22 protein-coding genes are annotated in these 22,990 nt (G+C 71.3%); 11 read left to right on the top strand and 11 right to left on the bottom strand.

The features are described from left to right. Positions 1-33: 33 nt before the first annotated feature. The 4 genes from lipB (at position 34) to OEIGOIKO_RS30545 (ending at position 3,111) form a co-directional block, all read left to right on the top strand. Positions 34-807: a lipoyl(octanoyl) transferase LipB gene (lipB, locus tag OEIGOIKO_RS30560; RefSeq protein WP_125059168.1), complete on the top strand. Its 774-nt coding sequence runs from the start codon at positions 34-36 to the stop codon at positions 805-807. Positions 808-989: 182 nt separating this feature from the next. After that, positions 990-1,940, top strand: a complete 951-nt coding sequence (gene lipA / locus OEIGOIKO_RS30555; protein WP_125056745.1) for a lipoyl synthase — start codon at positions 990-992, stop codon at positions 1,938-1,940. A gap of 228 nt (positions 1,941-2,168) precedes the next feature. Continuing rightward, positions 2,169-2,387 carry an SCO2195 family GlnR-regulated protein gene (locus OEIGOIKO_RS30550; RefSeq protein ID WP_125056744.1) on the top strand — a complete coding sequence of 73 codons (219 nt, stop codon included), beginning with the start codon at positions 2,169-2,171 and terminating at the stop codon, positions 2,385-2,387. A 10-nt stretch (positions 2,388-2,397) separates the two neighbouring features. Further along, complete coding sequence (locus OEIGOIKO_RS30545) at positions 2,398-3,111, top strand: DUF4191 domain-containing protein (protein ID WP_125056743.1); 714 nt, start codon at positions 2,398-2,400, stop codon at positions 3,109-3,111. A gap of 280 nt (positions 3,112-3,391) precedes the next feature. Here the strand turns inward: OEIGOIKO_RS30545 and OEIGOIKO_RS30540 are convergent, their stop codons facing one another. Then, positions 3,392-3,859 (bottom strand): RDD family protein, encoded by a 468-nt coding sequence (locus tag OEIGOIKO_RS30540; protein WP_125056742.1) that lies wholly within the window; start codon positions 3,857-3,859, stop codon positions 3,392-3,394. A gap of 386 nt (positions 3,860-4,245) precedes the next feature. On the opposite strand from OEIGOIKO_RS30540, the gene glnA reads away from it, so the two are divergent. Then, on the top strand, positions 4,246-5,655 hold the full coding sequence (gene glnA, locus OEIGOIKO_RS30535) for a type I glutamate--ammonia ligase (RefSeq protein ID WP_030022007.1): 1,410 nt from the start codon (positions 4,246-4,248) through the stop codon (positions 5,653-5,655). Between the two features lie 274 nt (positions 5,656-5,929). On the opposite strand, the gene OEIGOIKO_RS30530 is transcribed toward glnA, so the two are convergent. Both OEIGOIKO_RS30530 and OEIGOIKO_RS30520 read right to left on the bottom strand, forming a co-directional pair. Further along, positions 5,930-6,172 carry a hypothetical protein gene (locus OEIGOIKO_RS30530; protein WP_125056741.1) on the bottom strand — a complete coding sequence of 81 codons (243 nt, stop codon included), beginning with the start codon at positions 6,170-6,172 and terminating at the stop codon, positions 5,930-5,932. 301 nt (positions 6,173-6,473) lie between these two features. After that, entirely contained in the window at positions 6,474-7,682 is a 1,209-nt protein-coding gene (locus tag OEIGOIKO_RS30520; protein WP_125056739.1) for a helix-turn-helix domain-containing protein, read from the bottom strand. A gap of 343 nt (positions 7,683-8,025) precedes the next feature. Here OEIGOIKO_RS30520 and OEIGOIKO_RS30515 point away from each other — a divergent pair, with 343 nt between their 5' ends. Further along, the gene (locus OEIGOIKO_RS30515; protein ID WP_359875052.1) at positions 8,026-10,404 is read left to right on the top strand and encodes a terpene synthase family protein; all 2,379 of its coding nucleotides are present in this window, start codon (positions 8,026-8,028) and stop codon (positions 10,402-10,404) included. Between the two features lie 230 nt (positions 10,405-10,634). On the opposite strand, the gene OEIGOIKO_RS43170 is transcribed toward OEIGOIKO_RS30515, so the two are convergent. The 5 genes from OEIGOIKO_RS43170 to OEIGOIKO_RS30490 all read right to left on the bottom strand — a co-directional run bounded on the left by OEIGOIKO_RS43170 (position 10,635) and on the right by OEIGOIKO_RS30490 (position 16,031). Then, complete coding sequence (locus OEIGOIKO_RS43170; RefSeq protein WP_246177638.1) at positions 10,635-10,994, bottom strand: hypothetical protein; 360 nt, start codon at positions 10,992-10,994, stop codon at positions 10,635-10,637. Positions 10,995-11,187: 193 nt separating this feature from the next. Further along, entirely contained in the window at positions 11,188-11,811 is a 624-nt protein-coding gene (locus tag OEIGOIKO_RS30505; RefSeq protein WP_246177635.1) for a hypothetical protein, read from the bottom strand. Then, entirely contained in the window at positions 11,808-13,508 is a 1,701-nt protein-coding gene (locus tag OEIGOIKO_RS30500) for a sensor histidine kinase (protein ID WP_125056737.1), read from the bottom strand. The genes OEIGOIKO_RS30505 and OEIGOIKO_RS30500 overlap by 4 nt, the downstream gene beginning before the upstream one ends. After that, positions 13,505-14,233, bottom strand: a complete 729-nt coding sequence (locus OEIGOIKO_RS30495) for a response regulator transcription factor (RefSeq protein WP_125056736.1) — start codon at positions 14,231-14,233, stop codon at positions 13,505-13,507. The genes OEIGOIKO_RS30500 and OEIGOIKO_RS30495 overlap by 4 nt, the downstream gene beginning before the upstream one ends. A gap of 244 nt (positions 14,234-14,477) precedes the next feature. Then, a complete protein-coding gene (locus OEIGOIKO_RS30490; RefSeq protein WP_125056735.1) occupies positions 14,478-16,031 on the bottom strand; it encodes an AMP-binding protein in 1,554 nt (517 codons plus the stop codon). Between the two features lie 394 nt (positions 16,032-16,425). On the opposite strand from OEIGOIKO_RS30490, the gene OEIGOIKO_RS30485 reads away from it, so the two are divergent. Next, positions 16,426-16,899: a hypothetical protein gene (locus OEIGOIKO_RS30485; protein ID WP_125056734.1), complete on the top strand. Its 474-nt coding sequence runs from the start codon at positions 16,426-16,428 to the stop codon at positions 16,897-16,899. Positions 16,900-16,986: 87 nt separating this feature from the next. Here the strand turns inward: OEIGOIKO_RS30485 and OEIGOIKO_RS30480 are convergent, their stop codons facing one another. Further along, complete coding sequence (locus tag OEIGOIKO_RS30480; protein WP_174857243.1) at positions 16,987-17,895, bottom strand: Gfo/Idh/MocA family protein; 909 nt, start codon at positions 17,893-17,895, stop codon at positions 16,987-16,989. A gap of 421 nt (positions 17,896-18,316) precedes the next feature. Here OEIGOIKO_RS30480 and OEIGOIKO_RS30475 point away from each other — a divergent pair, with 421 nt between their 5' ends. The 4 genes from OEIGOIKO_RS30475 (at position 18,317) to OEIGOIKO_RS30460 (ending at position 21,307) form a co-directional block, all read left to right on the top strand. Then, positions 18,317-19,246 (top strand): trypsin-like serine peptidase, encoded by a 930-nt coding sequence (locus OEIGOIKO_RS30475; protein ID WP_125056733.1) that lies wholly within the window; start codon positions 18,317-18,319, stop codon positions 19,244-19,246. A 45-nt stretch (positions 19,247-19,291) separates the two neighbouring features. Next, entirely contained in the window at positions 19,292-19,555 is a 264-nt protein-coding gene (locus tag OEIGOIKO_RS30470; RefSeq protein ID WP_125056732.1) for a carboxypeptidase-like regulatory domain-containing protein, read from the top strand. Between the two features lie 152 nt (positions 19,556-19,707). Continuing rightward, a complete protein-coding gene (locus tag OEIGOIKO_RS30465) occupies positions 19,708-20,457 on the top strand; it encodes a rhomboid-like protein (RefSeq protein ID WP_246177633.1) in 750 nt (249 codons plus the stop codon). 244 nt (positions 20,458-20,701) lie between these two features. Next, positions 20,702-21,307, top strand: a complete 606-nt coding sequence (locus OEIGOIKO_RS30460; RefSeq protein WP_125056731.1) for a winged helix-turn-helix domain-containing protein — start codon at positions 20,702-20,704, stop codon at positions 21,305-21,307. Here the strand turns inward: OEIGOIKO_RS30460 and OEIGOIKO_RS30455 are convergent. Beyond that, positions 21,283-22,143: a lysophospholipid acyltransferase family protein gene (locus OEIGOIKO_RS30455; RefSeq protein ID WP_174857242.1), complete on the bottom strand. Its 861-nt coding sequence runs from the start codon at positions 22,141-22,143 to the stop codon at positions 21,283-21,285. The genes OEIGOIKO_RS30460 and OEIGOIKO_RS30455 overlap by 25 nt on opposite strands. Continuing rightward, positions 22,140-22,985: a GNAT family N-acetyltransferase gene (locus tag OEIGOIKO_RS30450; protein ID WP_125056730.1), complete on the bottom strand. Its 846-nt coding sequence runs from the start codon at positions 22,983-22,985 to the stop codon at positions 22,140-22,142. Before OEIGOIKO_RS30450 ends, OEIGOIKO_RS30455 begins: the two co-directional genes overlap by 4 nt. Positions 22,986-22,990: the final 5 nt, after the last annotated feature.

Below are 22,990 nucleotides of genomic sequence, written 5' to 3'. Positions count from 1 at the left end.
GATCTCTCGGGGGACACCCCCGTACCCGAGGGGCTGCGATTTGAACAGCTGGGCTTCGGCGCCGACGCCGTCGATTACGAGACGGCCTGGCAGGAGCAGCGCAGGGTGCACGCCGCCCGGTTCGCCGACGAGATCCCGGACACCTGCCTGCTGCTGGAGCACCCGCCCGTCTACACGGCGGGCCGGCGCACGGACGACAGTGAGCGCCCCCTGGACGGCACTCCGGTCATCGACGTCGACCGCGGCGGAAAGATCACCTGGCACGGTCCGGGCCAGCTGGTCGGCTACCCGATCCAGAAGCTTCCGCGCCCGGTCGACGTCGTCGCCCACGTACGGCGTCTCGAAGAGGCCATCATCCGCACCTGCGCCGAGTTCGGCGTGGAGACCACCCGGGTCGAGGGCCGCAGCGGCGTGTGGGTGCTGGGCGACCCGGTCGCCGACCGCCCCGACCTGGGCGGCCTCTCCCTCGACTTCGACCCCCGTACGGCCGACGAGGAGTTCGACCCCCGGCTGAACGGCCCGGAGTACGCCCCGTCCAACGCCGGCCAGCGCCGCGAGGACCGGAAACTGGCCGCGATCGGCATCCGCGTCGCCAAGGGCGTCACGATGCACGGCTTCGCGATCAACGTGAACCCGGACAACACCTCGTTCGACAAGATCGTGCCCTGCGGCATCCGGGACGCCGGGGTGACCTCCCTCGCGGGCGAACTCGGCCGGGAGATCACCATCGCCGACGTCCTGCCCGTCGTCCAGAAGCACCTGCGCGACGTGCTGGAGAACGCCGTGCTGCTCCCCCGGGCGGTCTGAGCCGGTCCACGGACCGGCCGCGCCGGTCTCCCGGGACCGGCCGGTACGGCCTCTGCGGACCGGTGAAACCGACCGCGCGGAATGCCCCCCTGCCATACGGGGTTGGCCTGCACGTAAAGACGTGCGAATTGACGGGCGTACCCTGGTGTACGCCGAAGAAACGAAGTCGTAGGGAGCCGGACGTGTCCGCTGTCGCACCCGACGGACGCAAGATGTTGCGCCTGGAGGTCCGGAACAGCCAGACCCCCATCGAGCGCAAGCCCGAGTGGATCAAGACCCGGGCGAAAATGGGCCCCGAGTACAACCACCTGCAGGGCCTGGTCAAGAAGGAGGGCCTGCACACGGTCTGCCAGGAGGCAGGCTGTCCCAACATCTACGAATGCTGGGAGGACCGCGAGGCGACCTTCCTCATCGGCGGTGACCAGTGCACCCGCCGCTGCGACTTCTGCCAGATCGACACCGGCAAGCCGCAGGAACTGGACCGCGACGAGCCGCGCCGGGTGGCCGAATCCGTCCGGACCATGGGACTGAAGTACGCCACCATCACCGGCGTCGCGCGCGACGACCTGGACGACGGCGGCGCCTGGCTGTACGCGGAGACCGTCCGCCAGATCCACGCCGCGATGCCCGACACCGGCGTCGAACTGCTCATCCCCGACTTCAACGCGGTCCCCGAGCAGCTCGCCGAGGTCTTCTCCGCGCGCCCCGAGGTGCTCGCGCACAACGTCGAGACGGTGCCGCGGATCTTCAAGCGGATCCGCCCCGGCTTCCGTTACGAGCGGTCCCTCGAAGTCATCACCAAGGCCCGCGAGGCCGGGCTGGTCACCAAGTCCAACCTGATCCTGGGCATGGGCGAGGAGCGCGCGGAGATCAGCCAGGCGCTCCAGGACCTGCACGACGCGGGCTGCGAGCTGATCACCATCACGCAGTACCTGCGTCCGTCGGTGCGGCACCACCCCATCGAGCGCTGGGTCAAGCCCGCCGAGTTCGTGGAGCTGAAGGAAGAGGCCGAGGAGATCGGTTACGCCGGCGTCATGTCCGGTCCGCTGGTCCGCTCCTCCTACCGCGCCGGCCGGCTGTACCAGCAGGCGATCGAGCGCCGCCAGGTCGAGGAGTCGGCGCAGGCCGTCTGACCCTCACGGGGCTCGTCCGCCCCTCCCAGGGCCGTTCGGCCCATGGACCGGACTGTGAAACGTGGCACAGAGTGTCATGACGCGGCCCGTACCTCCCCAGGCAGGGGCGGTGCGGGCCGCGTCAACGTTTCATCGGTGTTTGACCGGCGGGTCATCAGTTGGTAACACCGATCTGTAACGATGGCTTCACAGAACGCGTCCACCATTCCTCCAGAAGGGGAACCCGCCATGCAGGCCGCGCCCGCTCGCGCCACCGCCGTTCTCCCCCTCCCGTCGGTCACCGATGCCTTGCGCGCGGTGGAGTCCGTACTGCTGCGCGGAGGCCAGCGCACCGCCCGCCGGAACGCGTGGACATCGGTGCTGGAGGACCGCCGCCGCGCCAGGGACCGGCGCGAGGCCCAGCACGTACTGGAGGCCGCGGCGACCGAGGGTCCGAACGCCACGTAAACTGCGCCCCATGGCGAGGAAGGCAAAAGCAGACAGCGCTGAGGGCGCTGCGAACCCCGGGCGACTGAAGCAGATCGCCCAGACCTACAAGATGACCCGTCGGGTCGACCCCAAGGTCGGTCTTGTCGTCGCCGGCGTGGGCATCGTCGTTTTCGGCGTTCTCCTCGTCCTCGGCTTCCTGATCGGCCACCCCGTCTACCTGGGCATCCTGGGATTCGTCCTGGCCTTCCTCGCGATGGCGATCATCTTCGGCCGCCGTGCCGAGCGGGCCGCCTTCGGACAGATGGAGGGCCAGCCCGGCGCGGCGGCGGCCGTACTGGACAACGTGGGCCGCGGCTGGACCGTCACCCCGGCGGTGGCGATGAACCGCCAGCAGGACGTCGTGCACCGCGCCGTCGGCAAGGCGGGCATCGTCCTCGTCGGCGAGGGCAACCCGAACCGCGTACGCGGCCTGCTGGCCGCCGAGAAGAAGCGGATGGCCCGGATCGTCGCCGACGCCCCGGTCCACGACTTCGTGGTCGGCGACGGCGAGGGCGAGGTCCCGCTCAAGAAGATCCGTACAACTCTCCTGAAGCTCCCGCGCACCCTGCCCGGCGCCCAGGTCACGGCCACCAACGACCGCCTGCGCGCGCTCGGCGACCTGATGAGCAACATGCCGGTGCCGAAGGGGCCGATGCCGAAGGGCATGCGGATGCCGAAGGGCGGCGGTGGCAAGATGCGCTGAGGCGCGACCGCGCGTGTGACGCGCGGCTGCGTCACCGGAACGGCCGAGGGGCCCAGGACCTGGTGGTCCTGGGCCCCTCGGGATTTCGGGAGGTCTTCGGGGAGGCCGCCGGGGTGGCCGTGCACCCCGCGTACGCCCCACAAAGACCACACAGCCTGTATAGCCCGTACAGCCCGTACAGCCCGTCCCTACGCCTCTACATCTCTACGAGCGCGCGCCCGTACGCCCACGACGTCTACGCGCCGTGCAGCCCGTACGTTCTCGCCCACCTCGTCTCGCCTCAGATCCGAACCTGTATGGCGCGGGCCAGCCGGTCGTGGAGGCCGCGGCCGTCGCGGTCCCAGATGACCGCCGGGATGACCACGGCCAGCAGCACCGTCCGCAGCACCACGCGCAGCAGGGGCAGCCGTCCGCCGCCCTCCGCGACCACCCGCAGGCCCAGCAGCCGCTTGCCCGGCGTGAAGCCCACCGTCCCGACCGTCAGCACGCTGAGCACCACGAAGACGGCCAGCGCCCAGTTGCTCGTCGACTCGGCCCGGCCGTGGCTGAGCAGCCCGTACGCGACGAGCGTGCACAGGGCCCAGTCGATGAAGAGGGCGGCGAAGCGCCGGCCGGGACGCGCGATCGAGCCCGGTCCCTCCTCGGGCAGCCCGAGCTGCTGTCCGCGGTAGCCGAACTCGACACCCATGTCCTCGGCCGCCGCGCGAGGCCCGGAGATCCACGATCCGATTGCTTGCCTGTTGTCCACCCGTCCACGGTACTGCGACCGCATACGTTCGCCCGCTCGCGGGGCGCCGCCGAGGGCGCCGGGGGCCCTGCCGGGGGCCGTCGCGCGACACCCCCGCCACACGGCGCGACGCTTTCGGCTCCGCCCGGCCCCGCCCTCTTCTCACCGCACGCGGCCGTGCTCAGCCGGATGCCGCGCCTCGCCGGAATGATCAATTCCACCGCCCTTTCCCCCGCACATCACCTCCCCGGGCGGGCCGCGCGGCGGTTAACCTCGGCGAAACAAATGGGTCATGCTTGGGAAATCCCGCCTGCCTATGGTCGGGCAAGCGCGCCACCGCACATGGTGCGCTCCGCGTAGCAATCCCGCGTCCGCCGACCGCCGGTGACCGGGCTAGGAGGAGTTGGATGTTCCAGAACGCCGATGAGGCCAAGAAGTTCATCGCGGACGAGGACGTCAAGTTCGTCGACGTCCGGTTCTGCGACCTGCCCGGTGTGATGCAGCACTTCACGGTTCCGGCGGAGGCGTTCGACCCGACCGAGGAGCTCGCCTTCGACGGCTCCTCGATCCGTGGCTTCCAGGCCATCCACGAGTCCGACATGGCCCTGCGCGCCGACCTCTCCACCGCCCGCGTGGACCCGTTCCGCCGCGACAAGACCCTCAACATCAACTTCTTCATCCACGACCCGATCACCGGCGAGCAGTACAGCCGTGACCCGCGCAACGTGGCGAAGAAGGCCGAGGCGTACCTCGCCTCCACCGGCATCGCCGACACCGCGTTCTTCGGCCCGGAGGCGGAGTTCTACGTCTTCGACAACGTCCGCTTCGAGACGTCGGCGAACCAGTCCTTCTACCACATCGACTCCGAGGCCGGCGCCTGGAACACCGGCTCCGAGGTCAACAACCGCGGTTACAAGGTCCGCTACAAGGGCGGCTACTTCCCGGCTCCCCCGGTCGACCACTTCGCCGACCTGCGCGCCGAGATCTCCCTGGAGCTCGACGCGGCCGGCCTGAAGGTCGAGCGCCAGCACCACGAGGTCGGCACGGCCGGCCAGGCGGAGATCAACTACAAGTTCAACACGCTCCTCGCCGCCGCCGACGACCTGATGCTCTTCAAGTACATCGTGAAGAACGTCGCCTGGCGCAACGGCAAGACCGCCACCTTCATGCCCAAGCCGATCTTCGGCGACAACGGCTCCGGCATGCACGTCCACCAGTCCCTGTGGACCGGCGGCGAGCCTCTCTTCTACGACGAGCAGGGCTACGCGGGCCTCTCGGACACCGCCCGCTACTACATCGGCGGCATCCTCAAGCACGCCCCCTCGCTCCTCGCCTTCACCAACCCGACGGTGAACTCCTACCACCGCCTGGTCCCCGGCTTCGAGGCCCCGGTCAACCTGGTCTACTCGCAGCGCAACCGCTCCGCCGCGATGCGCATCCCGATCACGGGCTCCAACCCGAAGGCCAAGCGCGTCGAGTTCCGCGCCCCGGACCCGTCCTCGAACCCGTACCTCGCCTTCTCCGCCCTCCTCCTCGCGGGCCTGGACGGCGTCAAGAACAAGATCGAGCCCGCCGAGCCGATCGACAAGGACCTCTACGAGCTCGCCCCCGAGGAGCACGCGGGCGTCCCCCAGGTCCCCACCAGCCTCCCGGCCGTCCTCGACGCCCTGGAAGCCGACAACGAGTACCTCCAGCAGGGCGGCGTCTTCACCTCCGACCTCATCGAAACCTGGATCGACTACAAGCGCACCAACGAAATCGCCCCGATCCAGCTCCGCCCGCACCCGCACGAGTTCGAGCTGTACTTCGACCTCTAAAGGGCGGGGTCGGGAAATCCGGGCAGACGATCCGGAAGCAGGACGTGAACTGCGGAATGGGTGCCGCCCTGGCGGCTCCCTGACGTAATCCCAGGCCAAGGGTCGCTACTCCACATTCGGGTAGCGGCCCTCGCTGGTTCTTCGTCCAGACTCTGTGTGCGGCGACAGCCTTCTTGCCGCCGGTCAGAGTCTGGGGCACAGTGAGGTTCCTGGCTCCGGGCGGCGAAGGAGTTCACCCCCGGCCACGTGGCCGGGGGCACCACCATGTGTACGGCTATCGGTGATACAGGTTTTGCTGCACGCCCTTACGGCAATCCGGGGCGTCCAAGGGTGGTAGGTGCCCGTCGAGCGCGTGACACAAGGCAGCGTGCAAGAGTTCGCTTTCGGCAGGCGTCATGATGAGCTCGACGAGCACGTCGGCATCGCCCCGGGAAAGGCACAGGGGCAGGGCCAAGCAGTCGTCTTCGGTGCGGCGGATTGCGCGGCCGGAGGCTCGTCCGATCACCCAGTCGCCCATAGAGCGACTGCGCGGCGTAGGCGTATTCACCAAGCCACCTCCGATTCCGGCTGAGAAGGAACTGAGGGTGCGCAGTCGGGGCACGCGAAGATGTTCCACCCCGGGCCACTGGCTGCCTCGACCATGGCAATGAGGACGGGACTCTCGGTGACGCGCTCGCAGCGGCAGCACTCACGTACGAGCTGACGTGTGCTGCGGTCATGGGCAGGGTCAGGCATACAAGCTCCAAGTGACAGGTGACGTTCAGTCAGTCATATGGTGGCCAGCCGGACCCTTGCCGAGTTTCACGAGCTGTGAAACATCAGGTGATGCTGGCCCATGCGGCGAAGCCGGAGAGTGCGTGTTTGCTGTAGCGCTCCAGTTCGATCAGGGTCCGGACCGTCTCGCGCACCTGCGGATGGTTGCGCGTCTGCTGCGGTGCGACTCGTCGTGCCGCCTGGAGAGCGCTGAATGCCTTTTCGCGCTGTCCGTGATCGAGCAATCCCTTTGCGGCGTCGATGTACCAGTGGCCGGCCCTTACGGGCGCAACCGTGCTCGGCAGATGCGTGATTCGCGTCAGGCGAATGACTTCGGGACCGTCGTACGTCTCCACAGCAACACCGAGGCGATGTATCGCGACGTTGGTCGGTCCGAACTCCAAGCCGTAGTGGTTGGCGTCCTCGCCCAGCAGCCTGGCGGCGTCGGCGGCCGCGTCCAGGTGTTCTTGTGCGCCACTCGCATCGGAGGTTCGTGCGGCGAATATCGCCGCGCGGAGGTGGGAGGCGCCGTGCACGCTGAGCGTGGCCGGGTCCATGTGCGCGATGTCCTCGCCGAGGTCATGACGTACGCGGTCCAGCAATTTCCTGCCTTGGCTGTACGCCGCGGCCTGGAGGAACAGCGTCGAGCGCTGCCACTGTGTGCGGGCGATCCGCAGGTGATCGTCGGACTCGCGCGCTGCCCACTGGACTCGGTCCATGGCTTGGGAGCGCAGGTCGAAGAGGCCGAGTACGTACGCGATGGCCGTCACGCTGGAGTACGCCTCGGCAAGCAGGCCGAAACCTCGTCGGCGGTCCGCGCCGTCCGCCGTGTGGCAGGCGGCCGACAATTCGTCGAGCAGCGCGGGAAGGGCTTCGCCGAGCTGTCCGTACCGGGCCTTGCGGCCCAAGGCTGAGACGCGTGCGACATCGGCGGCGAGCGCGTCGAGGGAGCGGGCCGGCAGATCCTCTTCGGGTAAGTCCCAGCTCAGCATGGAGCGTTGGATGCCGGGAATCGTCGTGTGGACGCGTCCCCGGTGGGGGTCTTCGTAGGGCTGGCCGGTGAGCTGGCCCAGCCGTACGTTCAACGCCCGGGCGGCCCCGGCGGTGAAGGAGGGCGAGGCCTGCTTGTGGCCTCGTTCCACCTGCGCCACCAGGGACTTCGAGCACGGGATGCGCTGAGCCAGCTGCGACTGTGTCAGGCCACGGGCTTTGCGGGCCCGGGCGATGTTCCGTCCGATGCGGGGGGCGGCGTCCGAGTCGTGTCCGTATGTCATCGGCTGACTCCGGTGGTCGGTGGTCGATGTCGAGACTACGCCGCCCGGAGTCGGCTCCAGCCGGGCGGAGCACAGGGGGGTGGGTGGCGTGGCGGTAGAGCTTCGGCAATTCCCCCGACGATCGCACGGTAATCGGATATGCGTGCGATGGGGTTGTCGGGCGGTACAGCCGGAATCATATGTACTTACGGCCTGTCAAGAGGGTGGATAAGTGGCGGGTGGGGTGGGTAGTGCTGTGGCCGCTGGGCGGGTGGTGTGGGGAGGTGGGTGGGGGCCTGCCTGCGTGATGTGGGGGCGCGCGTCCTGTTGGATGAGGAGAGTTGGTCGACGAAAGGATTTTGCAGTGGCCGGGCAGCCGTTTGAATTGCCGGGGTTCTACCTGCCGTATCCGGCGCGATTGAATACGCATCTGGAGAAGGCTCGTGGGCATTCGAAGGAGTGGGCCCGCGGGATGGGGATGCTGGAGGGGTCGGGGATCTGGGAGGAGGGAGATCTGGATGCGCATGATTACGCGTTGCTGTGCGCGTACACGCATCCGGATTGCTCGGCGGATGTGCTGTCCCTGGTGACGGACTGGTATGTGTGGGTGTTCTTCTTCGACGATCATTTTCTGGAGGCGTTCAAGCGGACGCAGGACCGGGTCGGCGGGAAGGCGTATCTGGACCGGCTGCCGCTGTTCATGCCGATGGAGCCGGGCACGCCGGTGCCGGAGCCCACCAATCCGGTGGAGGCGGGGCTGGCGGATCTGTGGGCGCGGACGGTGCCTTCGATGTCCGAGGCATGGCGGGCGCGGTTCCGGGAGAACACCGAGCATCTGCTGAACGAGTCGCTGTGGGAGCTTTCGAACATCAACGCGGGGCGGTTGCCGAATCCCGTCGAATACATCGAGATGCGCCGGAAGGTCGGCGGTGCGCCGTGGTCGGCGGGGCTGGTGGAGTTCGCGGCGGGAGCCGAGGTGCCGGCGACGGTTGCCCGGTCGCGGCCGCTGCGGGTGCTGAAGGATTCGTTCTCGGACGCGGTGCATCTGCGGAACGATCTGTTCTCGTACCAGCGGGAGACCGAGGAGGAAGGGGAACTCAGCAATGGGGTGCTGGTGCTGGAGAATTTCCTCGGGTGCGGCACTCAGGAGGCGGCGGATGCCGTCAATGATCTGATCACCTCTCGGGTCCAGCAGTTCGAGAACACGGTACTGACGGAGCTGCCGGTGCTGTTCGCGGAGAAGGGGTTGAGTCCGCGGGAGTGTGCGGATGTGCTGGCTTATGCCAAGGGGCTGCAGGACTGGCAGGCGGGTGGGCATGAATGGCACATGCGGTCGAGTCGGTACATGAATGGGGGCGGAGAGGGAGTAGGTGAAGGGGCGAGGGGCTGGTCGCCGTTTGCGTGCGGAGGGGTCGGGACTTCGGGGGTTGATGTCCGGCGGGCGATGGCGGTCACGGGGGCCAAGCGGCTGCGGAATTTCACGCATCAGCCGTACCGGAAGGTGGGTCCCTCGCGATTGCCGGACTTCTACATGCCGTTCGCGACGATGCTGAGCCCGTATCTGGACGGTGCCCGGGTGAACGCGGTGGAGTGGGCGGAGCGGATGGGGATGCTGCGGCCGCAGGCGGGGGTGCCGCTGTCGGGCGTCTGGAGCGCCGAGAAGCTCGCGGATTACGACTTTCCGCTGTGCGCTGCCGGGCTGCACCCCGACGCGACGCCGGAAGAACTGGACCTGGGGTCGCAGTGGCTGACCTGGGGGACGTACGGGGACGATTACTACCCCGTGGTGTTCGGGGCGACGCGGGACATCGCCGGGGCCAAGGCGTGCAATGCGCGGCTTTCGGCGTTCATGCCCGTGGATGACGCGGCGGAGGGCGCGGCCTCGCCGGAGCCGGCGAATGCGATGGAACGCGGGCTGGCGGATCTGTGGCGTCGTACGACGGAGCCGATGGACGCCCCGGCGCGGCAGCTGTTCCGGGACTCCGTCGAGGTGATGACGGCCGGGTGGATCTGGGAGCTGGAGAACCAGGCGCTGCACCACATTCCCGACCCGGTGGACTACATCGAGATGCGGCGGGCGACGTTCGGCTCCGACATGACGATGAGTCTGAGCCGTATCGGGCACGGGCGGCGCGTTCCGGAGGAGGTGTACCGGAGTGGAACTATGCGTTCCCTGGAGAACGCGGCCGTCGACTACGCGACGCTGCTGAACGACGTGTTCTCGTACCAGAAGGAGATCGAGTACGAGGGCGAAGTGCACAACGGGGTTCTGGTGGTGCAGAACTTCTTCGACTGCGACTACCCGGCGGCCCTCGCGATCGTCCATGACCTCATGACGTCCCGCATGCGGGAGTTCCAGCATGTGGCGGCGGACGAACTTCCGGTGCTGTACGACGATTTCGATCTGTCGGCCGAGGCGCGGGAGCTGCTGGACGGGTATGTGAAGGAGCTGGAGAACTGGATGTCCGGGATTCTCACCTGGCACCAGGGGTGCCGTCGGTATCGCGAGGAGGATCTGCGGCGTCATAAGGGGGGAGCAGGGGCGCGGAGGGAGAACGGGGTCGGGGGCAGTATTGGGGGTGGTGCTGGGATTGGTGTTGGTGCGAAGGGCAGTACGGGGGTGGGTGGTACGGGGATCGCTGGGTGGAGTGGTCGGCCCACCGGGTTGGGGACTTCGGCGGCCCGGGTTGTGCCTCGGGCGGCCGACGGGATGGCGGCACAAGTGCGGGGCCGGCATCGCTGACCTGTGGTTTCAGGCATGGCTGTGGCCCCTCCCGGTCAGGCCGGGAGGGGCCGGTCAGGTCAGGACGTCAGGAGTCGAGCGGGAAGGGAGTGGCAGCGGCTCGGGAGCCGGGCCGAAGGAGGTCCGGAGCAGGTCGGGGGTGCGCGGCGGATGCTCGGCCGTGGGCGGTCAGGGGCGGTGGGAGTCGTCGCTCGTGTTCGCGCGCAGGCGGCGGCGCGTCGCCTGCCGGTTCAGCGGGCGTTCTCAGTGATCAGGGAACGGACCAGGCGGCAGGTCGTGTTGGAGGGCGGGTGCACTCCGATCCGGGCCGCGGTGGTGCGGATGGTGCGGTTGCGGGCCCGCTCCGGGGTGTAGACCCCGCCGTCGAGCAGGGCTATCGCCAGGCGCATGGCTTTCAGGCGGCGGTTGTGGGCTTCGTACCACTCGCGCGGGAGGCCGGCGGGCAGCGGCTTCTTGACCATCGGCGTACGGCGGGCCGCCCGGCGTGCGGCGGTCTTTCCGTACGCGGACGCCGTGGCCTTCCCGGCCCTCGTGGCCGGCGTGTTCTTCTTCGCGACTGCGGTGCTCGTGGGCAGTGTGGCTACGGCCATCGGCAACCTCCTGGGACAGCGGAGAAGCAGTCCTGGACTGCTTCCTTACTGCCTCCGATTTTAGTGCCGACCACTGACAAAGCCGCCTGGTCAGGGAGTACTTCGGGGGCGGGGGGCCGGGGGCCGGGGAGGCTCATGGGGTGGAGGGCGGGGAGGTTTTCGTAGAGGCGTCCGAGGAGGTGTACGGGGAGGCTTACGGAGTGGATTCCGGGTCGGCTCTCGGGGTGGGGTTCTGCGCGGTGTCGGGACCGGTGGCCGGCAGGGCGAGTCCGTTGCTGGAACAGCGCACCGTCCACGGGCGGCCCTGGCTCTCCGGCTCGTACATCCGGACGTCGACCTGAGTGGCCGGGCGGCCGCCGGGGATGGCGGCGTGGGCCGCGGTGCACGCGATCTGGTGGATCGCCGCCGCCTCCATCCGGGCCACCGGTGTCGGCAGGTGGACGCTGACCGCGCCGGTCGCGGGGACGGCGGTGAGCCGGCCGGGCATCGGCGGCACCACGCTGACCAGCCCGCGCGCCTGTTCGGCGGCGGTGGGCCCCTTCATCAGCAGGTCCAGGGCCTCCTGGGGGCCGACCGGGCCGTCGGCCGGGCGGGCGGCGGCGTGGATGCCGAGCGGGGAGAGAAAGAAGATCCGGGCGGTGTAGGTGTCGGTGCCCGGCTGCCGGATGCCCTGGGCGGGTGCGCCTGCCTGGACGTAGCCGGTGGGAGCGATGCCGCAACCGGTGAGGAAGAGGGCCGGGACGAGGAGGATCGTGACGAAGAGCGCCAGGTAGGAGGCCGGGACCGTGGCCGACGCCGCTCGGGTCGGGCTCCTCATGAACGGTCCTCGGGGGCGGGAGGGGTGGGGGCAGATGTGTCCCGGGGCGCTGGCGGGTCCAGTGGCAGTTCCACCGTGAAGACCGCTCCCCCGCCCGGCCCGTTGGCCGCGTGCAGCGTGCCTCCGTGCAGCCGTACGTTCTCCATCGCGATGGCCAGGCCCAGACCGCTGCCGCTGGAGCGGGCGCGGGCGGCGTCGGCCTTGTAGAAGCGGTCGAAGACGTACGGGAGTGCCTCCGGGTCGATGCCGGGCCCCTGGTCGGCCACGTCGATACGGAGCCGTCCCGGCGTCGTGTGCGCCGTCAGCCGTACGGGGGCGCCGCCGTGCCGCAGCGCGTTGCCGACCAGGTTGGCCACCACCACGTCGATACGGCGGGGGTCGAAGCGGGCCCGCAGGCCCTCCGGGAGGGCGGTCTCGACCTGGCCCTGCCAGCCGCGCAGCTGGAGCGTCTTGCGCAGGGCGACGGCGACGTCGATCTCGTCGAGGAGCAGGTCGGCGGCGCCCGCGTCGAAGCGCGAGACCTCGATCAGGTCTTCCACCATGCGGGCGAGCTTGGTGGTCTCGTCGCTGATGAGACGTACCGCGTCGGCGGTGTCCGGGTTCAGCCGGGCGGCGTCCTCGTCCAGGACCTCGGTGACGGCGGACATGGCGGCCAGGGGGGTGCGCAGTTCGTGGGAGACGTCGGCGGCGAAGCGCCGCGCGTTGGCCTCCATGCGCCGCAGTTCGGCGTCGTCCTTCTCCAGGGCGCGGGCCATCTCGTTGAAGGTGACGGTGAGGTCGGCGAGTTCGTCGCGGCCGGTCACCGGGGAGCGGGTGTCCAGTTCGCCGGAGGTGATGCGTTCGGCGGCTTCGCGCAGACGGCGTACCGGCCGCAGGACCCGGCGGGCGGCGAACAGCGCGGGGACGACGGCCAGCGCGAGCGCGGGCAGTGCGCCGGCCTGGGCGGCGGTGACCAGGGCGGAGACGTCGGCCTGCTCCTCGGCGAGGGCGAACTCGGCGTAGACGATGAGGCCGGAGGGCTTGGGGGTGCCGGAGGGGGCGGGTGAGGGCGAGGAGGGGGAGGGGGAGGGAGATGATGAGGGGGCGGGTGCGCCGGGTGAGCCGGCTGTCTCGGATCCGCGTCCAGGGGCGCCCGGGTCCGTGAAGTCCACCGGCATGCCGATCGCGAGCCAGGGCCGCCCGCCCCGGTCGACGCGCTGGAAGATGGGCGCGTGGTGCTCCCGTACGGCGGTACGCAGGCCGTCGGTGACCGCGCTCCCGGACGCCCGCGCCCCGCCCGCGGCCGCCCCGCCTTCCCCGCGCCCCGCCTGGCCGCCCTCCGCGCCCCACGGCCCCGGCGCCACCGGCCCGTCCTCGTACTGCGCGTACGTGTGCCAGTTCCGGGAGCCGCCCGCCCGGTCGAGCTGGACGACGAGGTTCTGCAGGTCCTCGCGTTGCGGCGGGAAGGGCAGGTCGGGGCCGAGGGACTGCAGCTGGGCGCGCAGGTCGTGCACGGCGGTGTTCTGCGTGCGGGCCAGGATCGCCGTACGGGCCTGCCGGAAGGTGAGCGCCGCGGTGATCAGCGCGCTGAGCGCGGAGACGACGAGGAAGCCGACGACGAGGCGGGTGCGCAGCCCGCGCAACCGGGTGTACGCGGCGGTCAGCCGCTCCCTGCCCCGTACCGGTGTGGTTCCGCGCCGGGACGGTCCGGTGCTCACAGCGGTCCGAAGCGGTAGCCGAACCCCCGGACCGTCTGGACGTACGTGGGCGCGCGCGAATCGTCCTCGATCTTGGCGCGCAGCCGCATCACGCACGCGTCCACCAGCCGTACGTCCCCGTAGAAGCTGTGCTCCCAGACCTGTTCGAGGAGCTGCTGGCGGCTGAAGACCTGGCCGGGCGCGTCGGAGAGGAAGAGCAGCAGCTTCAGTTCGGAGGGGGCGAGTACGAGTGCATGGCCGTTCTTGCTGACCAGGAGGGCAGCGCGGTCGATGGTCAGCGCGCCGTACGTCGTGGCGGAGGAGCGGGGCGGTGCAGCGGCGGCCACGGCATCCGCCTGCCGTGTCCCGTCTCCGCGCCCCTCCCCCGCCACCCGCCGCAGCACCGCCCGCATCCGCGCCTGGAGCACCTCGCCCCCGGCGGGTTTGACCACGTAGTCGTCCGCGCCGGCCTCCAGCCCCACCACCATGTCGATGTCGTCGCCGCGCGCGGAGAGGATGATGATCGGGATCTGCTGCGTCTCACGGATGCGGCGGCACACCTCCAGGCCGCTCATGCCGGGCAGCATCAGGTCCAGCAGCACCAGCTCCGGCCGGAAGCGGTCCAGCGCGAGGAGTCCGGTCTCGCCGCTGGCCGCCGTCTCGACCTCGTGCCCGCGCCGGCGCAGGGCGAGGTGGACGCCCTTGCGTACGGCGGGGTCGTCCTCGATGAGCAGCACTCGGGTCATGGGGCGGGTTCTCCGAAGCGGGGGCCGGGCGGACGCTCGTCGAAAGCGTACGGCGGGGGCAGGGGCTGACCATGGTGCGTGCTGTTCGTGATGTCGTGTCTCGCATTGTGTGAGGAATTGATGACGGATGCCGGGCCCCGGCTCCGTCCCCGGGCCCGGCCCCGACTCCGGCCCCGACTCCGGCCCCGGCTGCCGCGCCCCGCCCCCGCCGCCGACCCCGGCCCCGACTCCGACCCCAGCCCCGCTACCCCTCCCCCACCTCCGCCTTCAACCGCTTCTTGTCCGGCTTGCCGACGGACGTGAGCGGGATCGTGTCCACCTGGTGCACACCGCGCGGCGCGTACATCGCGCCCTTGTGCGTCACCACGAATGCGGTGATCGCGGCGGGGTCGACCGTGCGCCCCGGCGCGGGGACGACGGCGACGTGCACCTCTTCCACCTCGTCGGCGGTGCGGACGCCGAAGACCGCGCAGTGCGCGACGTCCGGGTGGGTGTGCAGCAGGTCCTCCAGCTCACCCGGGTAGACGTGTCCGCCCACCACGATGATCATGTCCTTGACCCGGTCCATCAGATAGAGGTAGCCCGCGTCGTCCAGGTAGCCGACGTCGCCGGTGCGTACCCAGCCGTCGCGGATGACCTGTGCGGTCAGTTCGGGCTTCTTCCAGTAGCCGGTCATCATGCCCTCGGAGCGGACGTACACCTCGCCGCCGGTGTCCGGCGGGAGGCGGTGGCCGTCCTCGTCGCGGATCTCGACGGTCACGCCGGGTACGGGCCGGCCGACGGTGATCTGGCCGCCCTGCCCGGTCCTGCCGTGCTCCTCGGGGCTCATCTCGGTGAGCAGCAGAGCCTCGGACTGGCCGTACCAGCCGTAGAGGACCGGGCCGAGGACGTCCAGGCCCTGCCGCAGCCGGGACGGGGAGGCCGGGCAGCCGCCGTAGGTGATGCGGGTGAGGCTGCTGAGGTCGGTGGCAGCCAGGTCGGGGTGGTCGAGCAGGTGGTAGAGGAGGGGCGGCAGCAGCCACATGTGGGTGATGCGTTCCCGGGCGACCGCGGCGAGGACCGCACCGGCGTCGAAGCCGTCCTGGAGGACGATGCTGCCCCCGGCGGCCAGGGTCATGTCGGACAGCTGTCCCGCCAGGTGGGCGAGCGAGGTGCAGACGAGCAGGCGGGGCGGGTCGCCGGCGGACGCGAAGGGGTACGCGACCGCCTGCGCGTACGGGCGGTGCGCCATCTGGATGCCCTTGGGGACGCCGGTCGTGCCGCCCGTGTAGCGGACGCACCAGTCGTCGTCGGGGCGGGCCGCGCTCTCGACCGTACGGCCCGAGGGACGGGCGGCGGCCGCGGCGGTCAGGTCCTCGGCGTCCAGGCCGGCGAAGTCGCCGGGACCGCCGGGGGCGAGCAGCAGGACGTCCGGCGCGGCGCCGTCCAGATGGGCCAGCAGTTCCGCGGCGGGCTTGGCCGATTCCGGACCGACGAGGAGCAGGACGGTCTCGGCGCTCTCCACGACGCGCGCCTGGGTTTCCGGGGCCTGGCCCTCGTACAGCAGGACGATCCTGGCGCCCAGCAGGTTGACCGCGTACCGGGCGGTCAGGGCTTCCGGCCGGTTGCCGGACAGCATCGAGACGGTGTGGCCGCGCCCGATGCCGCGGCCGGCCAGTTCCGCCGCCGTGCGGTGCACGCTGTCGTGGAACTCCGCGGCGGTGATGTCCCGCCCCTCGGAGGTGGTCAGCACCCGGCGTTCCGGGTGGTCCGCCAGCTCCTGGAGGATGTTTTCGACGTAACTCGTGAACGCCGCCATGAGCAGCGCCTCCTTGTCGTACGGCGCACCGGCGCGCGGCGCGGGTGCGGCGCGGAGTGCGTACGGATGGGAAATGCGTGCGGGTAGGGAGCGCGAAGGGCGCGAGCACGACGTTAGGCAGGATCTCTCATGCCTTCCAAGACCAATTCCGGCATGTGGCGATAGCCGGGGAGGCATAAGGGAGAGGGGGGTGCGGGGCGGATGGATACGCGCCGTGTGCGCGGGCCGTCCGGCGTCCGCGGCGGTACGGAAATGCGCCGTCGCCACGCGTTGTCATACCTTCGGCCATTTCTTTCTCCCCCGTTACGGTGAGGAAAGGAGCGGGCCCGCTGATTAGCGTGGACGGCTCGTCACTCCGATTCCCTATCGCGTTGTCGCGGGAAGAGAGCCTTTCGTGCGTTCCAACATGCTGTTCGGAGGCGTGTACGGAACGGTGCTCGCCAGTGCGCTGCTGGCGGCCCTGCAGAGCGAGGGAACGCCGTTCACGCCCGTGTACGACGCGCTGTGGGTCCTGGTCACGGCCGCCACCGCGGCGCTCGCCCACGGCTACGCCCACCACATGTCCACCCACCGCGGCAACAGCGCGGGCCACCGCTGGTACGCGCTGGGGCACCGGCTGATCGACGAGTGGCCGCTCGTCGTCGCCTCGCTGCCCACCGTGGTGCTGCTGCTGGCCGCCGGGGGCTGGGGCTGGCCCGAAGGGCCCACCACGGCGGCCGGGCTGGCGCTCAACGCGACGCTGCTGTTCGGCTGGGGTACGGCCGCCGCGTTGCGGATGGGCTACCGCCGGCGCGGGGCCGCGCTCATCGGGGTGGCCGACGCCGCGCTCGGGCTGCTGATCGCGGTGGCGAACGCGCTGATCAAGTGAGGGGCACCGGGCCGCCCGCACCCGCCACTCAGGAACCCCCGGGCTCTCCCTGGCCCCTCAGGAACCCCGCGGCCCTTCCCCCGCCCCTCAGGAGCTCCCCGACCCCGCCCCCAACGACGCCTCTGCCGCCGCCAGCACCTCCGTCACCCGCAGTCCGAACCGTACGTCGCACGGGTGCCGTTCACCGGTGCGTACGGCGCTGAGCAGCGCGTCCACAGCGCGCTCGTACGCCACGTCCGGGCCGTCCTGGCGGCCCGGGAGCGAGATGGTGCCCGAGGTGCCGTGCAGCGTGACGGAGACTCCGGAGGCCGCGCGCGGGGCGGTCAGGCTGACGGTCGCCGAACTGGCCGCGCCGCCCGCGTGCCGCAGCGTGAGCAGCACGGTGTCGCCGGGGCCCAGGGCGGCCGTGACGTGTTCCGCGTCCCCGAGGACGGGCAGCAGGAGGGACAGCACGTGCGGGCCGACGTCCCACAGGGCGCCCTTCTCGCGGCGCCACGGGGAATCCACGTACGGGCTGTCGCTGTCGGCGGCGAAGACCGAGCCGAGCCAGTCGGCGTGCGCGGTGAACCAGCCACCGGCCGCGGCCGCCCGGTCTGTCCACTCCCCCTCCGCGACGCCGAAGCGCGCGGTGAAGAACACGACGGAGGCGACGCCTGCGCGGTCGGCGGCGTCGGCCACCGCGCGCGCTTCGGCGACGGTGGTGGCGACGGGCTTGTCCAGGAGCAGGTGCCGGCCGGCTTCGGCGGCCCGTACGGCGAGGTCCGCCTGGACGGAGGGCGGCAGCGCGACGGCGACGGCGTCGGTGTCGGCGAACAGGTCCTCGGGGGTCGCGTACGGGCGGGCGCCGTGGCTCGCGGCCAGTTCGGCGGCGGCTTCCGGGCGGCGTCCCCAGACACCCGTGAAGGAGACGCCGGAGTGGGCGGCGAGGGCGGGGGCGTGGACGCGCTGTGCCCAGGGGCCGGTGCCGAGGAGTCCGATGCGCAAGGTCGTCGTCATGCCCGCCAGTGTGCCCGGCCGCGCAAGGGCGCCTCCGTACGGCGGCGTGTCGCGCGAGGCCGGCACGCCCCCCTGGCTCCGGACTGTCCCGCACGCCACATCCTGGCCCTCCCGCATCCGCGCACCCCGCGCCCGCGCGCGCACGTCGCGCGCGTCGTGGCGCGCCACGCACCGGCCCGCAAGGTCCGGCCGTGCCCGTTCTCCATGCGGAAGTTCTCTGTGGCCGGGGCGTCCCGTTTTCGGTGGGAATCTCGTGCTGATGGCGGGGCAGTTCGGGACAGATGACGTAGCAGAGGGCCATCCGCAAGAATTCGCCGCATCTTTCGTTGTCCGGCTCCCGGGACCGCAGTACAAGGAGAGGACTCCTTCGAGGAGAACTCCCACAGTGCACCGCGAGACCCGAGAGGCCCGGTGACCAGCAATGCCGATCGAGTTCCACACCGCCGTCTCGAACGAGCCGGAGGAACAGCAAGTCGTCTTCACCGCTGAGGAGTTGGCCGTACAGCAGCCGTCCGAGGGGCCGCAGGGCGACGCGGCCAGGGCGACGGCCGACGGCCTGGAGAACGTACGCGGCTACAACCGTCCCGAGGGCTCGCCCGAGCAGCTCTGGCAGCCGCCGACCGCGGTGCTGCCGGACATCGGCGAGGCGTCCTTCGGCCCGCCCCCGGTCGCCGCCGAGACCGTGCACGGCCCGGACGACCGGGTGCAGATCACCGACACGTCCGTGTACCCGTGGCGGGTGCACTGCTCGCTGCTGATCACCGCGGCGGACAACTCCCGCTGGATCGGCACCGGCTGGTTCATCGGCCCGCACACGCTGGCCACCGCCGGGCACGTCGTCTACATCAAGAACAGCGGCGTCGCCGGGCGCGACGGCTGGGTCAAGAGCATCAACGTGATGCCGGGCCGCAACGGCAACACCCTCCCGTACGGCGTCGTCACCAGCACCAGCTTCCGCACCGTCAACGGCTGGGCCAACAACGGCGACGAGAACTACGACTACGGCGCCATCATCCTGCCCAACAACCTGGGCAACACCACCGGCTGGTTCGGCTTCGGCGTGTGGTCCGACGCCGACCTGCTCAAGACCGTCGGCAACATCTCCGGGTACCCGGGCGACAAGCCGGCCGGCACGCAGTGGTACGACGCGCGCGGCGTCGCCTCCGTCGGTCCGCGCAAGGTGTACTACGACATCGACACGGCGGGCGGCCAGAGCGGCAGCTCCGTCTACCACTTCTACAACGGCGGCCGCTACGGCATCGCGATCCACGCGTACGGCGGCGCGGTCACCAACTCGGGCACGCGGATCACCACGCCGGTGTACAACAACTACGTGGCGTGGAAGGCGTGACCGACCGGCCGTAGGCATCCGGCAACAGAAACGAAAGGTCCCGGTATGGCGGTGATCTCCGGAGTCGTGGTGGACGCGGACGGCCGGCCCGTCCCGGACGCCCGGGTGTATTTCGCCGCGGGCCCCGGGTCCTTCCCGGACGTGGCCGCGCTCACGGACGACGAGGGGCGCTTCACCCTCGCCGCCGGCACCGACGGCGGCTACACCGTCGAGTGCCGGTCGGAGCGGGGCGGTGTGTCCCAGGTCGCCGGGACCGCGGTCACGGTGCGGGGCGGATCGGCCGGCCCGGTCGAGATCCGCCTCGCCTGAACCGGGGCCGCGGCACCGGCAGGCACCGGCAGACACCGGCAGACACCGGCAGACACTGACAGGCACCGGCCGGACACCGGCCGACCGCCGGCTGGACCAGGCCCCGGGGCCGGTCCGGCCGGCAGGGCCTGCGGCCAGGGATGATGGAGGGCATGAAAGCGTCCTCCGCCTACGCCCCCTGGCTCACCCCGCTGTACGTCGGCGCCGTCCAGCTCGGCGCGTACGCCACCGCGCGGCTGCCCGCGCAGGAGCGCGCCGAGCTGCTGCGCGCGCACTCCACCAACGTCGACAACCTGCGGGCGGGCCGCTGGCGGACGCTGGCCACCAGCGCCGTGTTCGTGGAGAGTCCGCTGCCCGTCCCGTACGGACTCGCGCTGCTCGCAGCGCTCGGCACGGCCGAGGCGGCGTGGGGCACCCGGCGCGCCGCCGGGATGTTCGCCGCCGGACACATCGGCGCCAGCCTGCTCGTGTACGGCGGGCTGCGGGCCGCCAGGGCGCTGTCCCACAAGGCGGTCACGCCCGACACCGAGCGGGCGGTGGACGTGGGCGCGAGTTACGGCTTCTACGCCACGGTGGGCGCGCTCGCCGTCTCCGTACCGCACCGCGGCGCACGGGCGGCGGCCACGGCGGGGGTACTGGCGTTGGGCGTGAGCCCGGTCCTGCACCGGCGGCGGGACTTCACGGACGCGGGGCATCTGACGGCGCTGCTGCTGGGCATGGGCGCGGGCGCCGCGTTCAAGATCCGCCATCGAATGGCCGCCCCCCTGCGCCTCCCGTCCCGCGCTGCCCCGCGCAGCCGCAGTACGGCGGAGCCGCGCATCCGCCGTACGGTCGCCCTGCTCCGCCGCCGTACAGCAGCTCCGCGCAGCCGTCCGTTTCGTACCGGTCCGCAGGCCGCGTGAAGGACAGATCAACGGCTGTCTGATTGAATGGGGGCATGGCCAGCCTTACCGACACCGCGACGGGTCGCAGCGACCTTGAGCCCTTCTGGCCGTCCCGGCAGGGACATCACTTCGACCGTCTGTGTTGCCGCGCGCACTGAGCGCGGGCCCGCACACGCCTCTCAGACGCCTACCAGCGCGTCTCCAGCCCTGCCCGCGCGCACGACGTCCCCCGACGCCCCTCTGCGCGAAAGAGCTGACGATCATGACGAACGTCCGTACCCTGCCTGCCCCTTCCGCCGCCTCCACCTCCGCGACGGCCACCGCCTCCCCCGTCCCCGCCGTGCCCGGCCGGCAGCGGCAGCGCCTGCGCGCCGTGGCGCCCGACGAGCTGCCGCCGGTCGCCGAGCTGCTCACCTCCGGCGCGACCTGGCTCCCCGCGCCGCAGCACAGCCTCCCGGCGCTCCCGGGGCAGCCGGCGATGGTCGGCTACCTCGTGCTCGTCCCGGCGGAACAGGTCCCGGCCGCGGCCGTACCGCCCGTGTCCGCCGGGGAGCCGGACCCCGCCCCGGCCACGACCGGTGACGCGAACGTCCGCATCGACCCCGAGCAGCGGACCGTGCACGTGCACGGCCGGGCCCTGGACCTGACGTACCTGGAGTTCGAGCTGCTCGCCCACCTCGTGGCGCACCCGCACCGGGTGCACACCCGCGACCAGCTGGTGACCACGGTGTGGGGGTACGGGCACGTCGGCGACGGCCGTACGGTCGATGTGCATGTCGCCCGGCTGCGCCGCAAGTTGGGCGCCGGCCTGCGCTCGTCGATCGTGACCGTACGGCGCGTCGGCTACAAGTACGTACCGAGCGCCTGACCGGTACGTACGGGGACGGACCCGGTGATGACAGCCGCGCGGGCGCGTTCCGCCAGCGCGCGCCGGTCGTGCGCGCCGAGGTGCGGCAGCAGCGGCGGGTGCACGGTGACGCGGACCGTCAGGCCGCGTGCGCCGATCACCCGCCGCACGGAGGACAGGAATTCCTCGTCGCCGAGGAAGCCCGCGACCGTGCTGGGCAGCCCGTGCTGCTCGTACGCGATCGTCACCGGCCGTACGGGGGCGCCCGCGTCCAGCGCCGCCTGGAAGGTGGCCCTCCGGAAGGCTCCGTACCCCACCGAACACCAGGTGGTGGCCTGCGGGAACGCGGCCACCGACCGTCCGGAACGCAGCAGGCCGGCCAAGGACGCGACGGCGGCGGGCAGTTGCCGTGGGCTGTCGCGGTCGATGAATCGGGTTCCGGCGCGGCGGGCGAGGGTGCCGACCAGCGGCCAGTCGCCGACCTCGCGCTTGGCGAGCAGGGTCACCGGCTCGACGGCGAGGAGGGCGGGGATGTCCAGCCAGGAGATGTGGTTGGCGACGACGAGCGTGCCGCGGGGAGGGGACGCGGCGGGGACCGAGAGGCCCGCCGCCGTCTCCCCCGTCTCCGTCGCCCCCGCCGTCTCCACGACGAGCCGTACCCCGATCGAGCCGAGCACCGCGCGCGCGTGGGCCCGCAGCCGCGCCGGTTCGGCCATCCGCTCGCCGTCGCGCAGCGCGCGGCCGGCGGCCTGCGCGAAGGCGGCGCAGCGCCGGGCCGTCTCCGTGAACGGAACGCGCGGCACGGCGTGCGCGGCACAGCCCGTGGTGCACTCGGACCGTACGTCCCAGGTACTCACGCCCGGCTCCCGGACGGCCCGGCCGAGCCGGACGGCCCACCCGGCTGATCGCCCAGGAAGAAGCGCCGGTACCGGTCGTTCAGGCGCTCCATGTCCAGCACCACGAAGAAGTCGGCGACGTCGAACTCCGGGTCGTGCGCGGGCGGTCCGCACACCCACGCGCCGATCCGCAGGTACCCCCGGAGCAGCGGCGGGAGCAGCGACAGGTCCGGCCGCGCGTCCGGGCCCGGCCCGGCGGGCCGCCACGGGCGGTGCGGGGAGACGCGCAGTCCGGGCGGCGCGGCGTACCGGGTGCGGCCCAGCTCCCAGGCGGCGGCCGCGGCCGCGCCCCCGTCCCCCAGCGGTACGGAGGCGCAGCCCGCCAGGTAGCGGTGTCCGGAGAGCAGGGTGTAACGGGCCAGCGCGGCCCACATCAGGTTGATGACGGCGCCGCCGCGGTGGTCCGGGTGGACGCAGGAGCGCCCGGCCTCGATGAGCGAGGGGCGCAGCGCGGCCAGCGCCGTCAGGTCGAACTCGCCGTCGGAGTAGAGGCGGTCGCCGCGTCCGGGCGGTACCAGCCGGTAGGTGCCGACCACGTCGCCGGTCGCGGTCTCGGTGACGATCAGGTGGTCCGCGAGGTCGTCGACGGGGTCGATGTCGTGGCCCGCCAGGGGCGAGTGCAGGGTGGCGCCCAGTTCCTCGCCGAAGACCTGGTGGCGCAGGCGCTGGGCGGCGCGTATCCGGTCCGGTGTGCCGGCGATCGAGGTTGTGTACGCGGCCGGCGGGGTGGCCGGTGCGGGGGCCGGGGCGGGGATCGGCGGGGTGGTCGGCGGGGTGGCGGACACGGTCGCGGGGACGCTCATGGGGC

The organism is Streptomyces paromomycinus, assembly GCF_003865155.1.
GTDB lineage: Bacteria > Actinomycetota > Actinomycetes > Streptomycetales > Streptomycetaceae > Streptomyces > Streptomyces chrestomyceticus.
The sequence above is the reverse complement of the archived record's forward strand: the minus strand, read 5'-3'. Positions and strand labels throughout refer to the sequence as shown.

Excerpts from the sequence above, each read along its gene's own strand:
- OEIGOIKO_RS30550 (WP_125056744.1), top strand. The coding sequence starts at position 2,169 with ATGCAGGCCGCGCCCGCTCGCGCCACCGCCGTTCTCCCCCTCCCGTCG.
- OEIGOIKO_RS30545 (WP_125056743.1), top strand. The coding sequence starts at position 2,398 with ATGGCGAGGAAGGCAAAAGCAGACAGCGCTGAGGGCGCTGCGAACCCC.
- glnA (WP_030022007.1), top strand. The coding sequence starts at position 4,246 with ATGTTCCAGAACGCCGATGAGGCCAAGAAGTTCATCGCGGACGAGGAC.
- OEIGOIKO_RS30530 (WP_125056741.1), bottom strand. The coding sequence starts at position 6,172 with ATGGGCGACTGGGTGATCGGACGAGCCTCCGGCCGCGCAATCCGCCGC.
- OEIGOIKO_RS30520 (WP_125056739.1), bottom strand. The coding sequence starts at position 7,682 with ATGACATACGGACACGACTCGGACGCCGCCCCCCGCATCGGACGGAAC.
- OEIGOIKO_RS43170 (WP_246177638.1), bottom strand. The coding sequence starts at position 10,994 with ATGGCCGTAGCCACACTGCCCACGAGCACCGCAGTCGCGAAGAAGAAC.
- OEIGOIKO_RS30505 (WP_246177635.1), bottom strand. The coding sequence starts at position 11,811 with ATGAGGAGCCCGACCCGAGCGGCGTCGGCCACGGTCCCGGCCTCCTAC.
- OEIGOIKO_RS30495 (WP_125056736.1), bottom strand. The coding sequence starts at position 14,233 with ATGACCCGAGTGCTGCTCATCGAGGACGACCCCGCCGTACGCAAGGGC.
- OEIGOIKO_RS30490 (WP_125056735.1), bottom strand. The coding sequence starts at position 16,031 with ATGGCGGCGTTCACGAGTTACGTCGAAAACATCCTCCAGGAGCTGGCG.
- OEIGOIKO_RS30480 (WP_174857243.1), bottom strand. The coding sequence starts at position 17,895 with ATGACGACGACCTTGCGCATCGGACTCCTCGGCACCGGCCCCTGGGCA.
- OEIGOIKO_RS30475 (WP_125056733.1), top strand. The coding sequence starts at position 18,317 with ATGCCGATCGAGTTCCACACCGCCGTCTCGAACGAGCCGGAGGAACAG.
- OEIGOIKO_RS30470 (WP_125056732.1), top strand. The coding sequence starts at position 19,292 with ATGGCGGTGATCTCCGGAGTCGTGGTGGACGCGGACGGCCGGCCCGTC.
- OEIGOIKO_RS30465 (WP_246177633.1), top strand. The coding sequence starts at position 19,708 with ATGAAAGCGTCCTCCGCCTACGCCCCCTGGCTCACCCCGCTGTACGTC.
- OEIGOIKO_RS30460 (WP_125056731.1), top strand. The coding sequence starts at position 20,702 with ATGACGAACGTCCGTACCCTGCCTGCCCCTTCCGCCGCCTCCACCTCC.
- OEIGOIKO_RS30450 (WP_125056730.1), bottom strand. The coding sequence starts at position 22,985 with ATGAGCGTCCCCGCGACCGTGTCCGCCACCCCGCCGACCACCCCGCCG.